This window comes from Edaphobacter paludis (assembly GCF_039993895.1).
In the GTDB taxonomy this organism is placed as follows: Bacteria; Acidobacteriota; Terriglobia; order Terriglobales; family Acidobacteriaceae; genus Edaphobacter; species Edaphobacter paludis.
On record NZ_CP121194.1, the window covers coordinates 2,883,777 to 2,907,379 of the forward strand.

23 protein-coding genes are annotated in these 23,603 nt (G+C 59.0%); 12 read left to right on the top strand and 11 right to left on the bottom strand.

The features are described 5' to 3' along the window. Positions 1-6 precede the first annotated feature (6 nt). Positions 7-1,116: a substrate-binding domain-containing protein gene (locus P4G45_RS11990; protein ID WP_348266710.1), complete on the bottom strand. Its 1,110-nt coding sequence runs from the start codon at positions 1,114-1,116 to the stop codon at positions 7-9. A gap of 559 nt (positions 1,117-1,675) precedes the next feature. Between P4G45_RS11990 and P4G45_RS11995 the strand changes: the two genes are divergently transcribed. Then, positions 1,676-1,891 carry a hypothetical protein gene (locus P4G45_RS11995; protein ID WP_348266711.1) on the top strand — a complete coding sequence of 72 codons (216 nt, stop codon included), beginning with the start codon at positions 1,676-1,678 and terminating at the stop codon, positions 1,889-1,891. 108 nt (positions 1,892-1,999) lie between these two features. Then, positions 2,000-3,883 (top strand): aminodeoxychorismate synthase component I, encoded by a 1,884-nt coding sequence (gene pabB / locus P4G45_RS12000; protein WP_348266712.1) that lies wholly within the window; start codon positions 2,000-2,002, stop codon positions 3,881-3,883. A 27-nt stretch (positions 3,884-3,910) separates the two neighbouring features. Here pabB and P4G45_RS12005 read toward each other — a convergent pair whose 3' ends face one another. Then, a complete protein-coding gene (locus P4G45_RS12005) occupies positions 3,911-4,144 on the bottom strand; it encodes an exodeoxyribonuclease VII small subunit (RefSeq protein ID WP_348266713.1) in 234 nt (77 codons plus the stop codon). Beyond that, positions 4,144-6,081 (bottom strand): bifunctional homocysteine S-methyltransferase/methylenetetrahydrofolate reductase, encoded by a 1,938-nt coding sequence (locus tag P4G45_RS12010; RefSeq protein WP_348266714.1) that lies wholly within the window; start codon positions 6,079-6,081, stop codon positions 4,144-4,146. Before P4G45_RS12010 ends, P4G45_RS12005 begins: the two co-directional genes overlap by 1 nt. 180 nt (positions 6,082-6,261) lie before the next feature. On the opposite strand from P4G45_RS12010, the gene P4G45_RS12015 reads away from it, so the two are divergent. From P4G45_RS12015 to P4G45_RS12030, 4 genes are all read left to right on the top strand, one after another. Then, entirely contained in the window at positions 6,262-7,800 is a 1,539-nt protein-coding gene (locus P4G45_RS12015; RefSeq protein WP_348266715.1) for a hypothetical protein, read from the top strand. A 99-nt stretch (positions 7,801-7,899) separates the two neighbouring features. After that, complete coding sequence (bshB1, locus tag P4G45_RS12020; protein ID WP_348266716.1) at positions 7,900-8,613, top strand: bacillithiol biosynthesis deacetylase BshB1; 714 nt, start codon at positions 7,900-7,902, stop codon at positions 8,611-8,613. Between the two features lie 96 nt (positions 8,614-8,709). Further along, positions 8,710-9,648, top strand: coding sequence for a ferritin-like domain-containing protein (locus tag P4G45_RS12025; protein WP_348266717.1), 939 nt, complete (start codon positions 8,710-8,712; stop codon positions 9,646-9,648). 11 nt (positions 9,649-9,659) lie between these two features. After that, positions 9,660-10,604, top strand: a complete 945-nt coding sequence (locus tag P4G45_RS12030) for a ferritin-like domain-containing protein (protein WP_348266718.1) — start codon at positions 9,660-9,662, stop codon at positions 10,602-10,604. 123 nt (positions 10,605-10,727) lie between these two features. Here the strand turns inward: P4G45_RS12030 and P4G45_RS12035 are convergent, their stop codons facing one another. From P4G45_RS12035 to P4G45_RS12065, 7 genes are all read right to left on the bottom strand, one after another. Continuing rightward, positions 10,728-11,897: a GGDEF domain-containing protein gene (locus P4G45_RS12035; RefSeq protein WP_348266719.1), complete on the bottom strand. Its 1,170-nt coding sequence runs from the start codon at positions 11,895-11,897 to the stop codon at positions 10,728-10,730. Positions 11,898-12,113: 216 nt separating this feature from the next. Continuing rightward, positions 12,114-12,665: an NUDIX hydrolase gene (locus P4G45_RS12040; protein ID WP_348266720.1), complete on the bottom strand. Its 552-nt coding sequence runs from the start codon at positions 12,663-12,665 to the stop codon at positions 12,114-12,116. Between the two features lie 35 nt (positions 12,666-12,700). Beyond that, positions 12,701-14,851 carry a CocE/NonD family hydrolase gene (locus P4G45_RS12045; RefSeq protein WP_348266721.1) on the bottom strand — a complete coding sequence of 717 codons (2,151 nt, stop codon included), beginning with the start codon at positions 14,849-14,851 and terminating at the stop codon, positions 12,701-12,703. 177 nt (positions 14,852-15,028) lie between these two features. Next, entirely contained in the window at positions 15,029-15,250 is a 222-nt protein-coding gene (locus P4G45_RS12050; RefSeq protein WP_348266722.1) for a CDGSH iron-sulfur domain-containing protein, read from the bottom strand. 79 nt (positions 15,251-15,329) lie between these two features. Next, complete coding sequence (locus tag P4G45_RS12055) at positions 15,330-15,590, bottom strand: UBP-type zinc finger domain-containing protein (protein WP_348266723.1); 261 nt, start codon at positions 15,588-15,590, stop codon at positions 15,330-15,332. 129 nt (positions 15,591-15,719) lie between these two features. Continuing rightward, positions 15,720-17,237: a sigma-54 dependent transcriptional regulator gene (locus P4G45_RS12060; protein WP_348266724.1), complete on the bottom strand. Its 1,518-nt coding sequence runs from the start codon at positions 17,235-17,237 to the stop codon at positions 15,720-15,722. A 55-nt stretch (positions 17,238-17,292) separates the two neighbouring features. After that, entirely contained in the window at positions 17,293-18,129 is an 837-nt protein-coding gene (locus tag P4G45_RS12065) for a HAMP domain-containing sensor histidine kinase (protein ID WP_348266725.1), read from the bottom strand. A 305-nt stretch (positions 18,130-18,434) separates the two neighbouring features. Between P4G45_RS12065 and rph the strand changes: the two genes are divergently transcribed. Continuing rightward, on the top strand, positions 18,435-19,181 hold the full coding sequence (gene rph / locus P4G45_RS12070) for a ribonuclease PH (protein ID WP_348266726.1): 747 nt from the start codon (positions 18,435-18,437) through the stop codon (positions 19,179-19,181). Position 19,182: 1 nt separating this feature from the next. Here rph and P4G45_RS12075 read toward each other — a convergent pair whose 3' ends face one another. Further along, the gene (locus P4G45_RS12075) at positions 19,183-19,827 is read right to left on the bottom strand and encodes a dihydrofolate reductase family protein (RefSeq protein WP_348266727.1); all 645 of its coding nucleotides are present in this window, start codon (positions 19,825-19,827) and stop codon (positions 19,183-19,185) included. Positions 19,828-19,914: 87 nt separating this feature from the next. On the opposite strand from P4G45_RS12075, the gene P4G45_RS12080 reads away from it, so the two are divergent. The 5 genes from P4G45_RS12080 (at position 19,915) to P4G45_RS12100 (ending at position 23,580) form a co-directional block, all read left to right on the top strand. After that, complete coding sequence (locus P4G45_RS12080; protein WP_348266728.1) at positions 19,915-20,403, top strand: helix-turn-helix domain-containing protein; 489 nt, start codon at positions 19,915-19,917, stop codon at positions 20,401-20,403. Between the two features lie 80 nt (positions 20,404-20,483). After that, positions 20,484-21,599 (top strand): exo-alpha-sialidase, encoded by a 1,116-nt coding sequence (locus tag P4G45_RS12085; RefSeq protein WP_348266729.1) that lies wholly within the window; start codon positions 20,484-20,486, stop codon positions 21,597-21,599. Then, positions 21,596-21,904: a MoaD/ThiS family protein gene (locus P4G45_RS12090; RefSeq protein WP_348266730.1), complete on the top strand. Its 309-nt coding sequence runs from the start codon at positions 21,596-21,598 to the stop codon at positions 21,902-21,904. The genes P4G45_RS12085 and P4G45_RS12090 overlap by 4 nt, the downstream gene beginning before the upstream one ends. Before the next feature lie 93 nt (positions 21,905-21,997). Then, entirely contained in the window at positions 21,998-22,417 is a 420-nt protein-coding gene (locus tag P4G45_RS12095; RefSeq protein ID WP_348266731.1) for a VOC family protein, read from the top strand. 152 nt (positions 22,418-22,569) lie between these two features. After that, on the top strand, positions 22,570-23,580 hold the full coding sequence (locus P4G45_RS12100; protein WP_348266732.1) for a tagatose 1,6-diphosphate aldolase: 1,011 nt from the start codon (positions 22,570-22,572) through the stop codon (positions 23,578-23,580). Positions 23,581-23,603: the final 23 nt, after the last annotated feature.

Genomic DNA, 23,603 nt, shown 5'->3' on the forward strand with positions numbered 1-23,603 from the left:
GGTGTTCTACGTGGAGACAACCTCGGCGAGGGCGGATACTGTAGCGCGGTTGAAGATCTTGTGATCGATGTAGTTGTAGGGTGGCACCGTGTTACCGGTGACGAGCAGCACTCCGAGGTGGATGAGGCCCGGGCCGTACTGCTGAACATCGGGGGAGATGGAGGCCAGCACCGGGCTGGCGGGGTCTTCGAGCTCGGCGAGCATCTGCGGAATGCCGTCATGGCCAATGATGACGACATCATGCTGCCGGTGGAGCGCGCGAATGGCATCGAGCGCGCCAAGAGCACTGGAGTCGTTCGCGGCGGCGATCAGGATGTGCTTGTCCCGCGGATGGCGGTGCAGGAAGTCGCTGACAATGCGGTGACTTTCTTCGCGGAGACCGCGGCCATCCATGCGGACGAAGGACTCAATGGGCTGCCCGGGCAGGAGCGTACGCACGGCTTCGAACGCGCCGGTGGTGCGGCTCTGGACGAGCGTGCCCGCCTCTTCGATGTCCAGACCGAGGATCCAGTCGACCTGGCGGTTCCAGTGTGCGATGGCGTAATTCGCGAGAATCTCGCCGCCCTGAAAGCCGATCCGGTAGTTGTCGACGCCGAAATAAGTCGCGTTGGGGTGGGGGATATCAATAGCCATCAATGGGATGCCGGCGGCGGCAAGGCGGGCAGCGATGATGGGCGCGGCATGGTCCTCGACCTGAAACTCGATGACCAGTTCGACGCGCTGACGGATAAATTCCTCGGCATTGGCAAGGGCGGTGGAGGCGTCGTAACGGTTGTCGAGAACGAGAAGATCGACGCCGGAGGCAGAGGCGGCGGAGCGAAGGCTTTCGGTGACGGCCTGCGAAAAGGGCTGGTCGCCACTCTGGCTGGCGAAGCCGAAGCGCATCTTGCGGGGGCGGCTGGCGCTGCGGTAGAGGCCGTCGGGCGACTGCGACACGTAACCGCGATGGACGAAGGTCTTGAGGATGCGATAGACGCTGGTTTTGGAGTGGCCGGTATCGCGATGGATCTGTTCGAGCGCCAGTGGGCGGTTCTCCCGCTGGAGATACTCCAGAACATCGAGCGCGCCGGACAGGATGGGAATGAGATAGAGGTGATTTGAGGTCTTGTTCGACAAGATGCATCTCCTTCGCGCTGCAAACGATTGGATTTATGCCCCTTCCAGCGATGAAACAAGGATAGCGTAGTAGATGATTCGATATGAAGGGTTGATGCGGACTTTCTGCTGTCGAGCCATGAGCGGCGAAGGTTGTCGAACGTCTAAAAGGTGAGGCCGCAAGGGGGCCGCTGAACCCAATGCGGCGAAGCGCCACCGGTACCGAAACGCCAGTTGTAGTGGCAAGACGGATGATTTCGGCATAGCATGGTGCGCGCGGAGATACGCATGCGATCCATGACAGCGATTGCCGGAGCGGTGCTGAGACTGGAGACATGCGCGTCCGCCGCGGCGGAAGACCTTACCGTTCGCCTGCCTGGAGTTTGCCGTTACGAAGATTCATGCGAGCTTCGAGTGCGGCGCCGACGGTGCCGCCTGCTTCGGGAGCGCACTACGCCGCTGGACGATATATCTGGGGGGACGCCGGAGCCCGTATGCCGAGGGTATCGATGGACATACCAAAGCAGATTGCCATTTGGTGAAGAAGTGATGAAGGACTTGCTGCCAAGGAGGTAGAGAGATGATGAGGAAAACATGGCGAATAGTGCTGACGATCCTGATGTATGCGGGAGTCGTCGTCTTCCTGCTTCCCTACTTTCGAGGAAAGATCATGACGAGTTCGGGTATATGGTTCATGATTGTCGGCGTAGCGATGGCCGTGGTGTGCGGTTTGATGCGCTGCTATCTCACCGAGGGAGACTGCGGTCGAGTCTCCGATATTGGCCGGGACTGGTAAACCCCTCCAGCGCCCGATGCCGAATGAACAAACCTGACTTAAGATGATAAGAGGACGCTCGGCAGCTTAGGATGATCGCATCCCCCCTGCCGCCCCCGTGGAGACAAGTTGAACCAATGGCACCCGCTTCCGCCGCAGTTGCATTCCCTTGTCGCCAGCCATACGGATTCCGTTTTGCTCCAGACTGCCCGCTTCGACAACTTCAACAAGCGAAGCTTTCTCTTTCTTGATCCGATCCAAACAATAGCCGCCTATCGGCTTGAAGAGATTCCTGGCCTCTTTCGGCAAATTGAGCGGGCACTCGCCGACGGATTTTATGCGGCGGGATTTCTCAGCTACGAATGTGGATATCACTTTGAGCGATTCAAGGATATTTCTATCCCTGTTCAGGAATCGCCTCTGGCGTGGTTTGGAATTTATCGAAAGCCCCTGATCTTCGATCACGAGACAGGCGAATTCGATGGCGAACTACCGCCGCATTTGCCTGAATCGGTTACAAAAAAAACTGTGACTGGCTTTGCCGATAAAGTCGAATTGGCCATCTCAGAACCGGACTACACCGCGAAGATCGAGCGCATCAAAGAATACATCTTCGCTGGAGACACCTATCAGGTCAACTTCACCAACAGGGTCTCGCTATCTGCCCCAATCAACACCGATGTTGCCTTTGCGACTTTGCTGCATCAGCAACCGGTGGCCTACAGTGCATTTCTAAACGTGGCTGGACACCAGATACTTTCGATTTCGCCTGAGCTGTTTTTCAAGATCGAGCAAGGCCGGATCACGACTCGCCCCATGAAGGGAACGATGTCACGTGGTTTGGATTCCGCTGAAGATGCAGAGGCCGCTGTCCGGTTGCGGAACGATGAAAAGAACCGCTGCGAACACGTGATGATCGTCGATCTGCTACGCAACGACATGGGCCGCATCTGCGAGATGGGCAGCGTTCAGGTGGATGACATCTTCTCCGTCGAAACGTATCAGACACTGTTACAAATGACCTCGACCGTCTCGGGTACGCTTCGCCCGGCGCTCACGTACTACGACATCTTCAAGGGGATGTTCCCGAGCGGCTCCATCACCGGCGCCCCCAAGATTCGCACCATGGAGATCATTCACGAGTTGGAGGCCGCGCCGCGTGGAATCTACACCGGCTCCATCGGCTACATGGCTCCTGATGGGACCGCAACATTCAATGTGGCTATTCGCACGCTCGATCTGCATGCGGGCAAAGCGCATATGGGAGTAGGCAGCGGCATCGTAGCCGACTCTGACCCACAAGACGAATACCGTGAGTGCCTGTTGAAGGCAGAGTTCCTCATTCGCACGCGTCGCAACTTCCAGTTGATTGAGACGATGCTGTGGAACGGTGAATTCCGCCTGCTCTCCATGCACCTCAACCGCATGGAAGCATCTGCATCTTACTTTGGCTACGTCTTCGATCGTGCAGCGGCCCAGTCGCAATTGATTGCGGAATCGTCTTCGTTTGAGCCGAGAGCCTTCTATCGAGTTCGCCTGCTGCTCGCCGAAAGCGGAGAGTTAACAGTCAGCCACTCAAAGTACACCGCAGATGCAGCTTCACAGACGGGCCGCATCCGGCTATCGTCAGAACGAACTTCATCGACGGATGTCTTTCTTCGCCATAAGACAACGCGCCGGGAACTCTACGAATCGCAATACGCGAAGTGCCGCAGCGATGGCTTCGACGAAGTCATTTTTTTCAACGAGAGAGATGAAGTCACCGAGGGAGCTATCAGCAATATCTTTATACGAAGAGGCGGAGAATTGTTGACTCCTCCGCTCAGCTCCGGCGTCTTACCCGGAGTCTTCCGCCGCCACACTCTCGAAACGGACGCCACCTCGAGAGAAATGGTACTGACGCTTGAAGATCTCGAATCGGCAGACGCTATCTATCTCTGCAATTCGCTTCGCGGCATGCGCGAAGTCAAACTGTGCCCGGTTGAGAGCACAAGCCGGCTCACAGCGCAGTAAAGCGGCGCCGATATGCAGAGGGTGCGCCTACTCGTCGTCCTCTTCGCCAGCAACATCCAGATCGGTCGCCACCATGCGGCTTCCTCGCTCGACCAGCACCTGAATCTTCCCCTCGGCAGCCTCCAGCTCCTTCTTGCAAGCGTCGGAGAGCTTCACCCCTTCTTCAAACAGCCGCACCGAATCATCGAGCGACAGATCTCCTCGCTCCAGCTTTTCGACCACGGCCTCGAGCGCCGTCAGCTTCTGCTCAAAGTCCGCCATTATGCCACCCCCGCTTCGACCAGCCCCAGCACCTGCGCTGCTGCCGCATACTTGCCAAACGGCGCGCTCACCTGAACCCCTTGCACCATCGGCCTCACCTCGGCCAGCATCTCCTGGGCGATCTTTACGCCCTCGGCCCGCGATGCCTCAGGCGACGTCGCCGCGGCCATCCGCGCCATAATCTCCTCGGGCATGCTTACTCGCAGATCGTTCTTCATGAACTCCGCATTGCGCAGGTTGGTCAGCGGCCATATCCCGGCAATCACCGGAATCCGGAACGACTCGATCCGCTTGAGGAATTCTTCGAGCAAACGCAGGTCGAAGACCGGCTGGGTAATCGCATATTCCGCACCGGCCTCCACTTTGTACGCGAATCGCCGAACTTCCTGATCGATATCAGGCACTCCCGGGTTCGCCGCGACCGCGACGGTAAATCCGGTCGACTCGCCGATCGAATTCTTGCCAATGTCCAGGCCGCAGTTCAGGTTGCGAACGATGTTCACCAGCCCGATTGCATCGACGTCGAAGACCGCCGTCGCATCGGGGTAGTTGCCTAGCTTCGGTGGATCGCCGGTGAGGCAAAGAACATTCTTCAGCCCTATCGAAGAGGCTCCCAGCAGATCGCTCTGAATACTCAGCACGTTGCGGTCGCGGCAGGTGTAGTGCAGGATCGTCTCGATGCCGATGTTCTGCTGAATCTGCACACACAGGCTCTGCGCGCTCATCCTTGCACTGGCGCGGGGCGAATCGGGCACATTGATCGCATCCACTCCCAGCTTGTGAAGCTCCGCCGCCCCATTCAGCTCCTTGCTGCAATCGATTCCTTTGGGTGGGACGATCTCGACCATGGTGACAAAGTCGCCCGCGGCCACCATCGAGCCGATTTTCGAGCGTTGCCCCAGCGGAGGCGGTTCCACCTTATTTTTAGCCGGGGCAGCTGAAGCAGACTCGCCGCGCTCCATGACCTGCGCACCAGTCTCCATCGCGTCCAAGGCACGCAGCGCGCTCTTCATCGCCCGGGTATAGCTTGGAGTCGTTCCGCAACAGCCGCCCACAAAACTCGCTCCCGCCTTCACCAGCTTGCGGGTAAAGCTCGCCATGTACTCCGGCGAAGTCAGATAGAGCGTACGTCCCTCTACGGCGCGGGGAATGCCCGCATTCGGCATCGCCGCCAGAGGCAGCGAAGTCACCACGCGCATGCGTTCAATGACGCTCAGCACCGTCGCCGGACCCGCGCTGCAGTTACAGCCAACCGCATCCGCGCCCCACTCCGTCAGCTTCAGGGCGGCAGTCTCGGCAGAGGCGCCATCAAGGCAGTTGCCCTCTTCATCAACCGTCATCATTACGATCACGGGAAGCGAGGGAGCCTCGCTCCTCGCCGCCAGGATCGCCTGCCTCGCCTCTGTCAGCGAAGTCATCGTCTCTACAATCAACAGATCGACGCCGACTCCCGGGCCGCCTTCAGCCATCGCCCGAATCTGCTCGGCAAACGCCGCCTGGGCCTCATCGAGGCCAACCTTGCCTAAGGGCTCCAACCGAACCCCCAGCGGCCCAATCGAGCCCGCCACAAAAGCCTCGCTCGCCTGCTTCTCGCGGATCTGTTCGACACACTCCCGGGCAAGCTTTACACCAGCGACATTGATCTCACGGACCTTATCCTGAAACCCGAAGTGTTCCAGGCGAAAGCGGTTCGCCCCGAAGGTATTGGTCTCGACGATCTCCGCGCCCGCCTGCAAATACTCAGCGTGCACCTCGCGCACCAGATCCGGCTGCGACAGGTTCAGTTCGTCATAGCAGCGGTTGATGAACACGCCGCGTGCATACAGCATCGTTCCCATCGCACCGTCGCACAGCACCGTTGCCCCCGCAAACAGCCTGGCCGTCGCGGCAGGTTCCGCAACATAATGTATGGCGATACCGCCAGCCCCATCACTCATCGTTCTCTCCGGGTATTCTCATCATCCTAAGCCACCAGCGGGATGCGCTCCAAACCCAGCCGTCCGGCAATCCCGCCTGATCCTCCAGCTGCCCAGCCATTCTGCCTCCTTTGTTATACTCAGCGGATAGCCGTGGCCCGCATAAACACGCCGCAGCGCTCAGGTCGGAGTTTGTTCACGTTGAAGAATCGAAGTCTCTTTGCCCAGTCCCTCAGCACCCAGATCTACTGCGGCCTGCTGATCGCTATCGCGTGCCTCACCCTCAGCTCCTGCCATAGCGCCGACTATTATTACTACAAGTTTCCCCAGTACACCTTTGCCAACCGGCCTGTGCCACCCAGCAAGCTAGCCCAACGGGTGATGATCGCCTATACGGTGAACGGTTCCAGCACTTCGACCGCAGGGGCCACCGGCAGCCTGGCCATCGTCGACGCCAAGCGCGACATCCGCAGCAATATTGAGAACACTGTTCCCACCTTCCAGATCGCTGGCTATAACTCCGGCTATCCCAGCATGATCTTCAACTTCCCTGCCGAGGTGCACGGCTACGTCTACTCCAACACCGACGGCAGCCTGGCCACCATCGACTACAGCAAGGAATCCTCTTCCGGCTCCTCGACCAAATTCCCCCAGGCTGCATCTATCGCTATCCCGCCGACCTTCACGCATTACTATGCCGCCGAAGAGCGCTCCGGTCAGCTCGCCGTCCTCGACAACACTACGGGCGGCACCTACGGCCTCAATCTCCCCGACGTCTATAAGGTAGCCGTCAATCAGGGGGATACCGTCGTGCTGGCGATGGTACGCAACTCCAATATCGTCTACCGCCTGGTCAAGCTCAACGCCAACCAGTTCCCAACCTCCGCCGCGGCGATCACGGCTACGGGCGCCACCGACTGTGAGCCGCTCAACCTGCCCGTCTATTGCATCGTGCCGGTCAATCCCGCGGGTGCGGGAGGCGGCTCAAACGCCTTCGATCGCCCCGTCGGAGCTTACTTTTCGCTCGACGGCACCACAGCGTACGTCCTCAACTGCGGCGCCGAGTGCGGTGGAACCACCTCCAGCCTCACCCTGTTGAACCAGAGCACCCTCAACGTCAATACCATCCCCAATACCACCCCCGACAAGTCCGCCTTTGTGTCGAACGTACCCATTCCCGGCGGAGCAACGGTCGCGCTCTCTGACGCCACCACGCTTTATGTAGCGGGTCAGCAGCAGATGCCCGATGGCCTCTTCGCAGGCTATCTCACCACCGTCAACCTCGCTGCCGCCGCCAGCAGCCCCTCCACCGCGGTCACCGGCAAGTACTCTATCTCCGACGGCACTCATACCAAGCTGCTCTTCGCCGACGACAACACTCTCTGGATCGGTTCGCAATTCTGTGCCACCGGCGAGCGCCAGAAGCTGAACGAAAATTACAACTGCCTCACCCGCTTCGACCTCGGAGGAAAGACCGCCCAGGTTGTGCCGAACGTCGTCCCGGGCGACTCAACCCACACGGTCGGCTATCCCAATACCAACCAGAACCTCTATTACTACGGCGACCTCACCGGCCTTTGCTGGGTACAGAACTTCCACAAGGTCTACACCGCCTACGGTGGGCAGGTCCACGTCTTCAACACCGCAGACGGCTCCGAGATCGACAATGAGTTTGTAACCGTTCAGGGAACAGCACTCGACGTCGCCTATATGGACGCCATTGCCGATAGCGACAACTAAGACTTGGTCCCAAAACAGATCAGGCCCTATCTTTTTGCAGACTCACCGCAAAGGATAGGGTCTAACTCTTTAAGCCATGCCGCTGCTACCATAACCACCATGCCCTCCATCGACATTCTTGCCATAGCCGCCCACCGGGACGACGTTGAGCAGACCTGTGGCGGTACGCTGCTCGCCATGCATGCCCGGGGCTGGCGTACGGGCATCCTCGACCTTACCCGTGGTGAGTCCGGCACCCGCGGCACTGCCGCTGAGCGTGAAGCCGAGGCCATCGCCGCCGCCCGCATCCTAAATGTCAACCACCGCGAAGCCCTCGATCTTCCAGACGGCAACGTCGAAAACACGTTGCCTAACCGTCTCAAGGTCGCAGAGGTCCTCCGTCGGCTTCGTCCGCGCGTCGTGATACTGCCTTACTGGCAAGGCCGCCACCCCGACCACTACACCACAGCGACGCTCGGATACGAGGCCTGCTTCATCGCTGGCTTAGCCAAGTTGGATATTCCCGGCGAGCCTCACCGCCCTTACAAAATCCTCTACGCCTCGCTCTACGCCGATGTCCGACCATCCTTCGTCGTCGACATAACGCCGTACATCGAGCAGCGTTATGAGGCTCTAGCAGCCTATCGCTCGCAGTACGCATCCCAATCCACAGGTGATTCTATCTTCGTCCGCGAGGACGACATCCGCGAGCGCACCTTCGCCACCGCGCGCCACTACGGCTTGCTCGCGGGCGTGCGTTACGCCGAGCCTTTCGTCCAGAAAGAAGTCGGCCTCATCGAAGACCTGATGCTCCTCCCCGTACAATCAATTTAGTCATTTTTATTTCCTTTCCCTTACATCCACATCTCCACCTCTGGCGTTACTTCCAATGAAGGCGCAATTCAACCTGCATTCAGGAGAGGTCCCATTGTGGAAAAAGTAAACGAACTTATCAAGAAAGCAGTCTCCCGCCGAACGTTCATGGCAGGAGCAGGAACCGCAGCTGCGGCCGCACTTCTGGCTGGCTGCAACGACGCCACAGCACCCGCGTCTGCGCCCAGCGGTGGTGGCACTACTCCTCCCGCCGCCAACCCGAACTTGGACGTCCTCAACTTCGCCCTCAACCTTGAATATCTCGAAGCCGAGTTCTATCTTTACGCAGCCACGGGCCAAGGCCTTTCGGCTGCCGATGCAGGAACCGGCGCAGGCACCACCAAGGCCACAGGCGTCGCCGCCGTTCCCTGGGGCAGCTCGGGTCTCGCCCAGTACGCCAATGAGATCGCACAGGACGAGGTCAACCACGTCCGCTTTCTGCGGAAGGCGATCACAGCCGCCAACGGAACGCCGATCTCGCGTCCGGACATCGACCTCACCTTTTTTGCGCCCCTCGCCGTCGCAGCAGGCATCACCACTACGCCGACCTTCAATCCTTTCACCTCGCCACAGGGCTTCCTCATCGGCGCCTTCGTATTTGAAGACGTAGGAGTCACTGCCTATCATGGCGCGGCTGGTCTGCTCACCGACAAAACGATCCTGACCGCAGCCGCCGGAATCCTCGGCGTCGAAGCCTACCATGCAGCCGCAATTCGCACGCTGCTCGTCGGCATGGCGGCCGCCAATAACGACCAGACCTACGTCAAAATCGCCAACCAGGTATCCGCTCTGCGCGGCACTCTGGGCGGCGGCAACGAGACCGCACTCAGCAGCAAGAGCATCGTCGCAGCCGACACCACCAACGCCATCGCCTTTGCGCGGACGACCGACCAGGTTCTGCACATCGTCTACGGCACCGGCGGCGGAGCAGGCGTCAGCAAGGGCGGCTTCTTCCCCAGCGGCCTCAACGGAAACATTAAAGCAACCGCTTCCTAAAGGAAAAGACCATGGCAAATCAAGAGACAAAGAAACTCGACGAAATCATCTCCAGCCGCCGCGCCATGATGACGATGGGCGGAGCAGCGATCGCCGGCCTCTTCCTCACCGGCGTTGCAAAGGCACAAGCAGCCCTCACCGATAACGACATCCTCAACTTCGCCCTCAATCTCGAATACCTCGAAGCCCAGTTCTACAGCCTCGCGGCGTTCGGCGTCACCATCGACCAGCAGCCAACCCCGATCCCGACAGCTCCCAATGCCAGTCTTGGTGCCGCTGGAACCGTCACCCTCAAGCCCAGCTTCGCGAAGGTGCCCTTCTCCAACCAAACCATCTCTGATTACGCTACGGAGACCGCTATTGAAGAAGGCAAGCACGTCACCTTCCTCCAGAGCGCGCTCGGCAGCGCTGCCGTTTCGATGCCCAACATCGATCTCTACAACTCCTTCAACACTCTCGCCATGGCGGCGGGCATCGGGTCGACATTCGATCCCTTCGATAAAGACGCAGACTTCCTAATCGGCGCCTATATCTTTGAGGATGTCGGCGTCACGGCTTACCACGGGGCAGCTGCCGCTATCACCAGCAATACGGTCCTGACCGCCGCAGCGGGCATTCTCGCGGTCGAGGCCTACCACGCCGGTCTTATCCGCACTGCCATCAATCAGATCGATGCCGGTTCGGGCGCGCTGGCCGGTCTCACTCAGAAGATCTCGGCGACACGCAGCAAGCTGGCTAATCCATCGGGTACACCGGTCGACGACATCGGTCTCACCACCGTAAACGTCAGCCTCAACGGCTCTGCCAGTCTTCCCGCAACCACCTTCGTCGATGCGGACTCGAACAGCATTGCATTTGCCCGCACCCCTGCACAGATCATCCAGATCGTCACAGGAGGCAGCGCCACCAACAAGGGAGTCTTCTTCCCCGACGGGCTCAACGGAACCATCAAATAACCATCAGCCATGAAGCGGGTGCCCCATCTTCGCGCAGTTTTATCGTCGCTAAGGTGGGGTTCTTGCTTTCTTCCATCCATAATCCAAGCATACGAGCAAGGTTAGAGTGAGGCCGTCCCCCCCTCACCCGCCCTCTCCCAAAGGCTCAACCTCGGCCGCTACAACCTTGTTCCGCCCCCCCCGCTTGGCGCGGTATAACGCCGCATCGCTCTGCTCCAACAGGGTCTGCCACGACAATCCACAATTCTCCGACGACGCCACTCCGAGGCTGGTTCGAATTTTCACCGTCTCATCCCGGTATCGCAGAGTCAACGCCTCCACCTGCGTCCGCATGCGTTCCGCCGCCATCATCGCCTCCGCCAGTCCCGTATCGGGAAGCAGAATACAGAACTCATCCCCGCCCATTCGCGCGACCGCATCCTGTCCCCGAACCGTTTCCTGGAGCGCCTTCCCGACCGCCTGCAGGACGGCATCTCCACAGCCGTGTCCCAGCGAGTCGTTCACGCGCTTCAGACCATCGAGGTCCATCATCACGACCGCGATCATTCCCTTCGTCCGTCCACATCGCGCTATCTCACGCAGCGCAATCCGAGCCAGCGCCCAACGGTTCAACAAGCCGGTCAACTCATCGGCCTGCGCGTGCCAAAGTAGTTCAATACGCTGCTTCGCCGCCGAGAGAAACATGAAACCAAAGGCGATCGCGCTGTTGGTTACCAGCATTCCCATCAGCCAATACCGCAATGTCTCGTTAGCCAGTTCGGGGTAGCCCATCGAACTGAACCGCAGCGTGCTGCTCGCTCGCGCCAACAACAGAAAGGCATATACCGCCAGTGACGCTCCGGTCAGGCTCGCTGCAGGACCAAGCTCGTCACCGGCAAACAGAAATACCACCGACGCCGTTGCCGCAACCTGCACGCTCTCCGTCGCAGATATCAACAGCAGCATCGCGGGATAGCGCGGCGGTACGATCAGAAGATACACCGTTCCCGCGGCCATCATCCCCACTAACACATATTGAAGCGACCGCAGCAGCGGTCCGCGTTCCAGCAGTCTGTCAAAGCTGAAGTGAAGCATCATGACGCCCAGCACCGCCATCATGCCGCTTAGGGCCTGGCTAACTGGTGTGACTCCAACAAGCAGCAGAAACAGCAGGCCTGCACCCCGGCTTAGATTCGCGCCTGCAAACCAAGCCGCGCCTTTCGCCGTTCCAATCATGCGAGCATTCAACGCGATCACACCCGCATACAGCACATACAAAAGCACGTTCATCACAACAAGTGTGTGCGTGTCCATCTTCCCGCCCTGGAAGCCAATTCAAGTGCCGCAATAGATTAAGGAGCCCAGCAAATCTTTACTGCGCCCGCCAATATGTTTCACTGGCGAATGGCGACTATATCTTCAAAAACTTGTTAATGCCAGTCGAATCTTTCGAACCTACTTCTGCGGATCACCTCTCCACCACGATCAAAGTCGCAACTTTTTGCACACTTCTCACCGGCGAAGTCGGAGTTAGGCTTTCGCCCGCTCGCGCCAAACCTTGTAAAGACCCCACGCTGCGACCGTGCAATTATCGACAATTGCTCCGTCCAGAAGCAGCCGCTCAAACTCCCTTACGTCGACCCGCAGCACCACCAGATCGTTCTCCTCCTGGTCCGGCTCAGCCTGTCCCATTGTCAGTCCCTCCGCAAGAAACACATGCTGCTGCTGGTTCATGACCCCATAAGCAATCTGCAGCGTAGCGAGATGAGTCATCCTCTCCGCCGTCAGCCCAGTCTCCTCACGCAATTCCCCCCGCGCCATCTCCTCCGCATCCACTTCGGCCAACTCCCACCCGCCCTGAGGAAACTCGATATGACGCCCGCCCACCGTATAGCGAAACTGTTCGATCAGGTAGACGAACTCCCCGTCCGCCGTCACTTCCAGAGGAATAATGATCGCAGCCGGATCTTTATCGACCACCCCATAGATTCCCCGATGCCCATTTGTCCGCTCAATCACATCCTCGCGCACCCGCGTCCAGCGGTTGCGATAGACCTCGCGGCTGCTGATTGTTCGAATCATGCCATCTCCTCCGAAAGGTGTGTCCAACCCTGCATTTACTTCGATTCCGAAAACTCCAGATGCGAAGGATACTTTGCCGACCCGAAGATCGTCTCCGTCTCTGCCTTGTAGGCCTTCTTCGGAGCGGTCATGATATCCGGCACAAACGTCTGTGGATTCCGGTCATACAGCGGGAACCAGCTTGACTGCACCTCGACCATCATCCGGTGGCCCTTCAAAAACGTATGGTCCACTCCGTGAAGACTCCACTTGAATTCAGTCACCTGACCCGGCACCAACGGCTCAGGCTTCTCAAAGCTCTTCAAATACCGCCCGCGAAAGATCTCATCCGCGATCATCAACTGATACCCGGCCATCTCTCCAGGCGAATCATCGGGATAAACATCGATCAGCTTCACCACCCAATCCGCGTCGCTCCCCGTAGTGGCCGCAAACAGATCCGCTTTCACATTCCCTGTAACCGTCACATCATGATCTAAAACCGGAGTAGAAAAATTGGCCAGGTCCTTCCTGCCGCTCACAAAACGCTGATCGTCCACCAGCCACGTCCGCCACTTCGATCCATCCCCATACGTAGCCTGAATAGGCCGGGGCCGGTAAGGAATCGGATTCGCCGGATCGGACACATAACTCGCCGCCGCCCCGCCACCCACCGGCGCAGTAAAGCTGAGTCCCCCGCCCTCCGTCAGATACAACTTCTCCGCCTTGAACCCGATCTTCGGTGGCCAAACATCATACCGCTCCCACTTATTCACGCCGGTACGAAAGCTATCCGTGTCCTTCAAGTCAAAGCCAGCCCTGTCCTTCAAATACTTCTCAAAGAAAGGCGCCTCCACCGTCTTGCGATACTGATCTCCCGTAGACGCGCCAAAGTCCAGCGGTCCCAGATGCCGCGTCGTCCACGACCACCCGCCATGGTTCCACGGACCCAGCACCAGAAACACCTCATGCTTCGCATCATGCGGCTCCAGCGCCGCATACTCCGCCTGTGTCCCCCACATATCTTCCTGATCCCACCAGCCGCCGACTTCCAGCGTAGGCACCTCGACCCTGGTCAAATGCCGCTGCACTGCCATATCCTGCCAGAACTTCGTGTAGGAAGGCTGCGTTATAAACGCCTTCGCCGTAGGCAGATTGCTCATATGCGCGGCCTTGGCCGCTCCGGCAAAGTTCACATGCTGCAAAAAGAAATCGTAGGTGTCTCCCGTGCTCTCCACACGCTTGGCCGTCTTTTGTTTCTCCAGCTCCTGCACATAGTCGAACCCATACGTCTCGCGAAACGCTCCATTATGAAAGAAGTCATCTCCCATCCAGACGTCTGTCATCGGAGCCTGCGGTGAGATCGCCTTCACTGCCGGATGTGGATCAATCCCCGCCATCATCGCCAGGAAGCCCGGATACGAGACCCCGATCACACCTACGCGCCCATTATTGTTCGGAACATTCTTCAGCAGCCAGTCAATCGTGTCCCGCGTATCCGTCGTCTCGTCCACATCATTCTTTGTCACATGCGCGACGATAGGCCGGTTCATCACAAACTTCCCCTCCGACTCGTACCGCCCGCGAATATCGCAGAACACGAAGATATATCCGCTCGCCGCCAGCTCCGGCTTGCTGCTGTTCACGCTGTCCGAGCTGTCGTCATCTGTCCCATAAGGCGTCCGCTCCATCAAAAACGGCAGCGGCGCTCCGCTCGTCTCCGACCCCACCGGCCGCAGAATCACCGCATGAAGCTTCGCCCCATCGCGCATGGGCATCATCACCGTCGTACGCGAATAAGCAAGCGCATGATTTAGCCGAACCGCCACATCGCTGAAGCGTTCCAGACTCCACGAAGCGTTCGGTCCGTACACCATTGTTACGCCAGTGACCTTTCCCCCGGCACCCCGCACAAACTGCAGATGCAGTAACGTTCCCGGCGCAAAGAAACGGTCCACAGCCTCGGCGCGCAGTTCCGCTCGCGGCTTCCGTTCATTCTCGATATATAACTTGTCGCCCTCGCGATAAACCGAATCCACCGCATCCGGCTCTTCAGACCCGTGATAGAGCCCCACATACTGATCGAGCGCACTCGCACTCAACGTCACCGCAACCTGATCGGCGGACTTCTGTCTCCCCCACGCCGCAGATGCCGACGCCAGTACCAACCCGCAAAGCAGCGCGGCAAACCCTCGGCGAACCCGCATCAAAACCCTACCTCAAAATAAAATCACCATACGAAGAGACAAATCGACCACGGAGAACGCGGATCGAAACGGATAAAACCAAGTGCCATGACCCACCCAAAGAACAGCTCGATCAACAACACTTTTATATCCGTTTTTATCCGGTCCATCCGCGGTCGGTCTGTACTTTCATCCGTCTTAAGTAAGCAGCGCCGGGCTGGCCAGGCACTGAAAACCCACCTTGTTATGCGAGCCATCGCAGAACGGCCGCTTCTCACTCGCGCCGCAGCGGCAAAGTGAAACCGCCGGCTTGCCAGTCAGGTCCCACTCTTTGCCATCGGCATCGGTCAACACAATATGGCCTTCCACCCGCAATGGACCGTTGGGGCGGACTGTAATCTTTACTGCTTCTTCTGACATTTTTTGGATACTCACTCTCTTTCAAAGGGTGAGCCCAGAATAACAAACCCAGCGCAAACTCCAGCTAACTCGCGCCGAATCAAGCGACATCCACCTCGATCTCATCCACATAGCACCAGCCCCAGTCCTCCCCCGGCTCGACTGATCGCATGATCGGATGCTTGGTCGCATGAAAGTGCGCCGTGGCATGGCGATGCGGAGACGAGTCGCAGCACGCCACATGCCCGCAGATCAGGCACATCCGCAGATGCACCCACGAGCTGCCAATCTTCAAACAGTCCTCACACCCTCGCGACGAGGGCTTGACCTTCCGAATCTGATCCAGATGCGTGCACCGCATAACCATCCTCCCAAACTCTCTACACAATTTACTCCGGCCCCGCTGTCACAAAACTGCACTTCCTCGACTAAAGCCGCGCAGCTTTATAGCGGCGTAGTGGAGAGGTCCCTGTATTTCGCCTTTCGCCTGCTAACCTTCCGCGATCCCGTACTCCTTCAGCTTCCTGTAGAGCGTCGTCTTGCCAATCCCCAGCAGGCGCGCCGCCATCAGCTTGTCTCCATCCAACTGCCGCAGCGTCTCCAGGATGGCCTTCTTCTCCAACTCCGCCATCGTGACGATGCTGGTCTTCGTCTCGCTCGCCGTATGCCCCTCATTCAAGCCATCACCAGTGGGAAAGACCGCACCGCCACGCTGCATTCGAAAGTCCTGCAACTGCGTCGGCAGGTCGCCCATGTGCAGCACCGGCCCCGACGAAAGTGCACAGGCCCGCTCAATCGCGTTTTCAAGTTCGCGCACATTGCCCGGCCAGTCATACTCCGTGATCATGCGCAGAGTCTCGTCTGAAAAGACGCGCTCGACGCCCGTCTCCTTCTTCATCCGCTCCAGAAAATGCATAGCCAGCGGAGCGATGTCCTCGCGCCGGTTGCGCAGCGGCGGAATCCGCAGATTCACCACGTTCAACCGGAAGTAAAGGTCCTTGCGAAACCGCCCCTGCTCCACCATCGTCGCCAAGTCGCGGTTGGTCGCTGCCAGCACCCTTGCCGAAATAGGCCGCGTCTGCGTCGCCCCCACAGGACGCACCTCCTTCTCCTGCAGCGCCCGCAGCAGCTTCGACTGCAAATCCAGTGGAAGCTCGCCAATCTCATCCAGAAAGACCGTGCCTCCATCCGCCGAAGCCAGCAAGCCCTCTTTCGCTCGGTCAGCCCCGGTAAAAGCACCCTTCACATGACCAAACAGCTCGCTCTCAATCAGCGTCGGCACCAGCGACCCGCAATCCACGGGAATAAATGGTTTGGCCGCATTCGTCCCATTGAAGTGGATCGACCGCGCCACCAGTTCCTTGCCTGTCCCGCTCTCGCCCAGTATCAGCACCGGATGCGTCGAGAAAGCCACCTTCGACAGAATCCTGTACAACTTCTCCATCTCCGGCGACTGCCCCACCAGGCCGCCCATCCCCTGCTGCGTCCGCAGCCGCTCCCGCAGTTGACGGCTCTGCACGTCCATATGGTGCCGCTGTCCCGCCCGCTCCAGCACCAGAGTCAGATCTTCCAGGGCAAACGGCTTGGTCAGGTAGTCGCTCGCCCCAATCCGCATAGCCTCCACCGCCGACGACACCGTGGCAAACGCCGTCATCACCACCACTGCCGTCTCGGGATGCAGCATCTTCACCTGCTCCAGCAGAGCCATCCCGCCGCCGCCCGGAAGCTTCAGGTCCAATAAGATCAGGTCGATCTGATGGTCTTTCAGGATCGCCTGCGCCGCCGTCGCATTTCCCGCGCCCACCACGACACAGCCCAGCCGCGCTGCGATCTCGCAGCAGGCCTTGCGCACCGCCTCGTCGTCGTCCACCACCATCACATGCAGCAACTCCATATGTCCGGCCGGTTCCTTCGGCATCTTTTCGTCAACCTTCGCTCCGCCCATTGGAGTCAAGCCAACCAGCACTGCCGATGGCACATCCTCATCCCATCCAATTACTCCAGACATCCATTTCTCCCATATTCTGATTTGCGAGACTTCAATCGTTCCCAACCAAAATCCATCAGCACATCGCCGCCGCAGCCAACTCGGTGACCACCTGCCTAAAGCACGTAGTATCGACAGCCTCCGCCGCATGCCACTCCACCGAAATGCTGGTACCCAATCCGGGTTCGCTCTCCACATTCAGGCAGCCGCCCGACATCGCCACCAGCTCCCGCACCACGCGAAAGCCGAGCCCCCGCCCGCTCGTCGAAGAGATTCCGCCGGGCTGCATCAACCTGTCGACCGCAGCACGGCTCATGCCGCAACCCATGTCCCGCACCGTCATTAATACCCGCCGTCGATCTCCAACGATCGCACCCTGCACGATCACCGTGATAACACCCTCTCCCGCCATAGATTCACCGGCATTCTTCACCAGGTTTGTCAAAATCCGTTCCACCACCTCTGCCCGAGAGTCAATCGGCTCATACGCCCCAACGCCAAAGGAAACCTCCACTCCTCGTCCGGCCACCCTGCTCAACACACCCCGGCACCGTTCCACCACCTCAGGCAGCACAGTTCCCGCCGCCGCGGCCATCTCTCGCTCTCCACGAGCATGATTCACCAGCCGGTGGATCATCGCCCAGCTACGGTCGCTCAACAGACGCAACTCCTCCGCAAACTCGCGATGCTCCTCATGCAGCACCCCCGGCATCGCCAGCAACTCCGAATAAAGGCTAAGCGCCCCCAGCAGATTCCCCGCATCATGCGCCAGACCAGCGCCTTCAGCGACCCCACAGTCCGCGAATCCACGATCAGCGCACCGAAGCCCATCAAATCCTATCGACCCTCCACCAAACTTCGCTGCAAACTCTGACCCGAACTCCGAGGCGGTCCTGCTCTGCGTTGCCTGCATGTACTCACTCCAATCATTCCCGCTCCTAAATTAGAACGGATGCACTTTCGTAATCACTTCAAGTGCCAAACTGGAACTTCTCCCTAAGTGATTGCTTAGAAAACAAAAATATACTCCGTTCCCATCAATGCTCGATTGCCAGAATTCCCAAATCGGAAACTGGCGCGGCCACTGCCCTTCGAAGTATCCGACAAAGCTTCGCAAATTCCCATTTCAGCCGTTTTCCCAAATCGGAACTGATTCCCATTCCGACACGCACCAGCCGACACTTTAGTAATCGAAATCTCCACAACTATAATCTCCTCATGCCCCCGACCCCATCGCAACTCTTCCGGCCCGACAATCGTGCCGCCGATGCTCTTCGCCTCACCCACATCACCCCCGGCTACATCGTCATGCCCGAAGGGTCGGTCCTGATTGAATCCGGCAACACCCGCGTCCTCTGCAACGCTACCGTCGAGCAGGGCGTCCCCGGCTGGCTGCGCAACTCCGGCCGAGGCTGGGTCACGGCAGAGTACGGTATGCTGCCCCGCGCCACGCTTACCCGCACCGCCCGCGAGTCGGAGCGCGGCAAAGTCGGTGGCCGGACCCACGAGATCCAGCGCCTCATCGGGCGTTCCTTAAGGAGCGTGGTCGACATGAAGGCACTCGGCGAACGCACGATCATCCTCGACTGCGACGTCCTCCAGGCCGACGGTGGAACCCGCACCGCTGCCATCACCGGCGCCTGCATCGCCCTCGCGCTCGCCCTCAACAAACTGGTCGCCGCAGGCACGCTCAAAGCCTCGCCACTGCGCCAGATGCTCGCCGCCACCTCGGTCGGCATCGTCGACGGCCATGTTCTGCTCGATCTCTGTTACGAAGAGGACGCGCGCGCCGAAGTGGACATGAACGTCGTCATGCTTGCCGACGGCGGCCTCGTCGAAACCCAGGCCACCGCCGAGAAGAACTCCTACACCCGCCAGCAACTGAGCCAGATGCTCGATTACGCCGAAAAAGGCATCCAGGAGCTGCTCGCCGCCCAGCGCACCATACTCGACGCAACGCCCTGAGCTATCCCTTTTTGAGAAGAAGGTGTGTTGCCTTTTCTCCGGCAACCGTCTTGAAGGGGATGAAGCCAAGTTCAGAGAGATTGATTCCGGAAAGTAGTTGCTCTCCTTCCCCCAGGACGACGGGCGATACGGCCAGGTGCATTTCGTCGATCTGGCCGGCGAACAGGTACTGACGAATCACAGACACACCTCCGCCGATCCGGACGTCTTGACCGTTGGCGGCCTCCTTCGCCTGCTGTAAAGCAGATTCCAACCCATCCGTGACGAAGTAGAACGTAGTGCCGCCATTCATCGTGAGCGGAGGCCGGGCGTGATGGGTGAGGACAAAAACGGGGGTATGGTACGGCGGAGTATCACCCCACCATCCTTTCCAGGAGTCACCTTCCCAGGGGCCGCGAACTGGTCCGAACATGTTGCGGCCCAGAATCCAGGCGCCGACATTCTCGAACGACTGAGCGGCGAAATCATTGTCTACCCCTTGCGTTCCGCCGCTTTGACCATGCATCTTCTTGAACTCCTCGGTGTTCAAGGCCCATTCGTGCAGTTCGAGACCGCGAACTCCGAGTGGGTTATTGATATCCTGCCGCGGCCCGGCGCCAAATCCATCGAGTGAAATTGAAAACGCAGCGACTCTAACTTTGCCCATGAATGCTCCCTGTTCGATATATGGCGAGTAGCCTCATGCCGAATCGGCTCTCCCCATTAATTGAAATTCCGTTTTACTTCACCTTACTTGCAAATTACAAGCGACATTGCTATCGTCTCCCCTGTGCATGAGAAGTCCAAACCAAAACACCGCTCCGGTTGCCCCGTCAGTGTCTCGCTCGAAGTCCTCGGGGACCGCTGGTCTCTGCTCATCATCCGCGACCTCATGGTGCGCGGCTATCACACCTTCAAGGATTTTCAGCAATCCGGCGAAGGCATTGCAACCAACATTCTCGCCGACCGCCTGCAAAAGCTCGAAGCCGCGAAGATCATCACTGCGGAGCCAGCCGAGACCGATGGCCGCCGCATCAACTACCGTCTCACCGAAAAGGGTATCGACCTTGCTCCCGTCCTGCTCGAACTCCTGCTCTGGGGAGCGAAGCACGAAGAGACCGGAGCCCCTTGCGCCGTCATGGCCGAGATGGCAAAGAACCGCACCGCTGTTCTCGCCGAAGCCCGCCGCCGCTGGCAGGATCGCGATTCCACCCCATTGCTTCCCCCGTTTGACAGTAAATAGTTGAGTGAGTAAATCATTTTTTCCTATCAGCAATTAGCATCGTCAGGCCCATAGACAAACTTCATAAAAAGGAGCAAATCATGAGCAAGGTAAGAGTATTGGTCGGCACGCGCAAAGGCGCATTCATTCTCACCTCCGATGGCAAGCGGGAGAAGTGGAACGTCAGCGGCCCGCACTTCGCAGGCTGGGAGATGTATCACCTCAAAGGCTCGCTGGCTGATCCCAACCGCATCTACGCCTCGCAGACCAGCGGCTGGTTCGGCCAGGTCATCCAGCGCTCCGACGACGGCGGCCAAACCTGGTCGCCAGTCGGCAACAAGTTTTCCTACGAAGGCGTCCCCGGCACTCACCAGTGGTACGACGGCACGGCGCACCCGTGGGAGTTCAAGCGCGTCTGGCACCTCGAGCCCTCGCTCACCGACCCCGATACGGTCTATGCCGGAATCGAAGACGCCGCCATCTTCCGCAGCACCGACGGAGGCCTGAATTGGAGCGAACTGCCCGGCCTGCGCGAACATGGCTCCGGGCCGCGCTGGCAACCCGGAGCCGGTGGCATGTGCCTGCACACCATCATCCTTGACCCCACCGATCCTCAGCGCATGTACATCGCCATCTCCGCTGCCGGAGCCTTCCGCACCGACGACGGCGGCAAGACCTGGCAGCCCATCAACCAGGGCCTCCACTCGCAGTACATTCCCGACCCCAAGGCTGACGTCGGCCACTGCGTCCACCACATCGCCATGCACCCCTCACGTCCCAACACGCTCTTCATGCAGAAACACTGGGACGTCATGCGCAGCGACAACGCAGGCGACCACTGGCACGAGATTAGCGGCAATCTTCCTACCGACTTCGGCTTCGCCATCGACGTACATGCCCACGAGCCCGAAACCATCTACGTCATCCCCATCAAGTCCGACTCCGAACACTTCCCTCTCGACGGCCAACTCCGCGTTTATCGCAGCCGCACCGGCGGTAACGAGTGGGAGCCACTCACCAAGGGACTTCCGCAACAAGACTGCTACGTCAACGTCCTCCGCGACGCCATGGCGGTGGATACGCTCGACTCCTGCGGCATCTACTTCGGCACCACCGGCGGCCAGGTCTACGTCTCGCCCGATGCGGGAGACACATGGGCCCCCATCGTCCGTGATCTCCCAGCCGTACTCTCGGTCGAGGTGCAGACACTCTCATGAACACCATCAGCATCCGCGTCGAACTTCCCGCGCATCTTCGGACGCTGGCCCAGGTGCATGGAGAAGTAACGCTCGAAGTCGCAGCCCCCGTCACCCTGCGGTCTGTCCTCGATGCGCTCGAAGCCCGCTACCCCATGCTGCTCGGCACCATCCGCGACCACGACACGCAGCAACGCCGTCCCTTCCTGCGCTTCTTTGCCTGCGAAGAAGACCTGTCCCACGAGTCTCCTGACGCTCCACTGCCTGAAGCCGTCGTCAGGGCAGCCGAACCGTTACTGATTATTGGGGCCATCGCCGGCGGCTAATTCTCCAAAACGTGCTGACAAACGCTGTCAGCAGACCATGTTTAGTCTGTGTCAGTAAAGCCAGAACGATAACTCACGAAAGGAGCAATCATCATGAAAGAATTCAACACCTACCTTAACTTCAACGGAAACTGTCGCCAGGCAATGGAGTTCTACGCAAAGTGCCTCGAGGCCGAGCTGCACGTGATGCCCTACTCCCAAGGCCCAGCCGACATGCCTAAAGAGATGAAAGACTCGAACAAAGTCCTTCACGCCAGCCTATCCAAAGGAACGCAGGCGATCATGGCGTCGGACTGCCCTCCAGGAAATCCAGTTCGCGAGGGCAACAACTTCGCCATCAGCATCAACTGCGATAGCCGTGAGGAAGTCGACAAACTGTTCAAGTCTCTCGGTGAAAAGGGAAAAGTCATCATGCCGGCCGCAGACATGTTCTGGGGAGCCTACTTCGGCATGGTCACCGACCAGTTCGGCGTCAACTGGATGTTCAACCACGAGAACCCGAAGCAAAATTAGGTCCAGATAACTACGAAGCCGGGTGCGCATGTCCCGATGCTGAGACATGCGCGTCGTGCCTGAAATCAGATCAGGCGGGTCAATCTCATTATCCACTGTGTAAAATGGCCTCGTACAAATAAACCGCCAAAACGCACAGGAGAACCACAGCAATGTCGAAGTTGACCCCAGGTAAGCTCGCCGGACTCAAAGCCGTCTCCGACTCACGCGGTGTCATCGCCGCAGCGGCGATGGACCAGCGCGGCTCCCTCCAGAAGTCCCTCGCCAAGGAGCGCGGCGCAGAGGCCGATGGCCACGATCTCGAAGTATTCAAGACCCTCGTCACCGAGGTCCTCACCCGTCATGCCTCGGCCATCCTGCTCGACCCCGAGTACGGTCTGCCTGCCTCCAAGCACCGCAATGGCAAGGGTCTCCTGCTCGCCTACGAGAAGACCGGCTATGACTCCCAGACTCCGGGCCGTCTGCCCGACCTGCTCGACGTATGGAGCGTTCGCCGCCTTAAAGAGGCTGGTGCCGACTGCATCAAGATCCTGCTCTACTACACCCCGTTCGAGAAGTCGCACATCAACGACCACAAGCAGGCGTGGATCGAGCGCATCGGCGACGAGTGTCTCGCCCACGACATTCCCTTCTTCCTCGAGTTCGTCGGCTACGACGCCGAGGGCGGCGATGAGAAGTCCCTCGCCTATGCCAAGAAGAAGCCCGAGATCGTCTCCGGAGCCATGGCCGAGTTCGGCAAGGCCCGCTACAACGTAGACGTACTCAAGGTCGAAGTTCCCATTGCGATGGAGTTCGTCGAAGGGACCAAGGCGTTTAAGGGCGAAAAGGCCTATACCCGCGCCGAGGCTCTTCAGCACTTCCGCGACGCCGAGAGCATGACCCACAAGCCCTTCATCTATCTCTCGGCCGGCGTCTCCAACCCGGTCTTCATCGAGACGCTGGAGTTGGCTGGTGAGTCCGGAACCAAGTTCAACGGCGTCCTCTGCGGCCGCGCCACCTGGAAGGACGGCATCGCCGTCTATGCCAGGCAGGGTGCAGATGCTTTCAAACACTGGCTCGAAACCGTCGGCGTAGAGAACATCAACAACGTCAACGAGGGCCTCAAAGCGGCCAGCCCCTGGTACCTGAAGTTCGGCGTCAAGAGCATGGACGAACTCGGCTAGTCGTCATCGCAACCAGGAAAGGC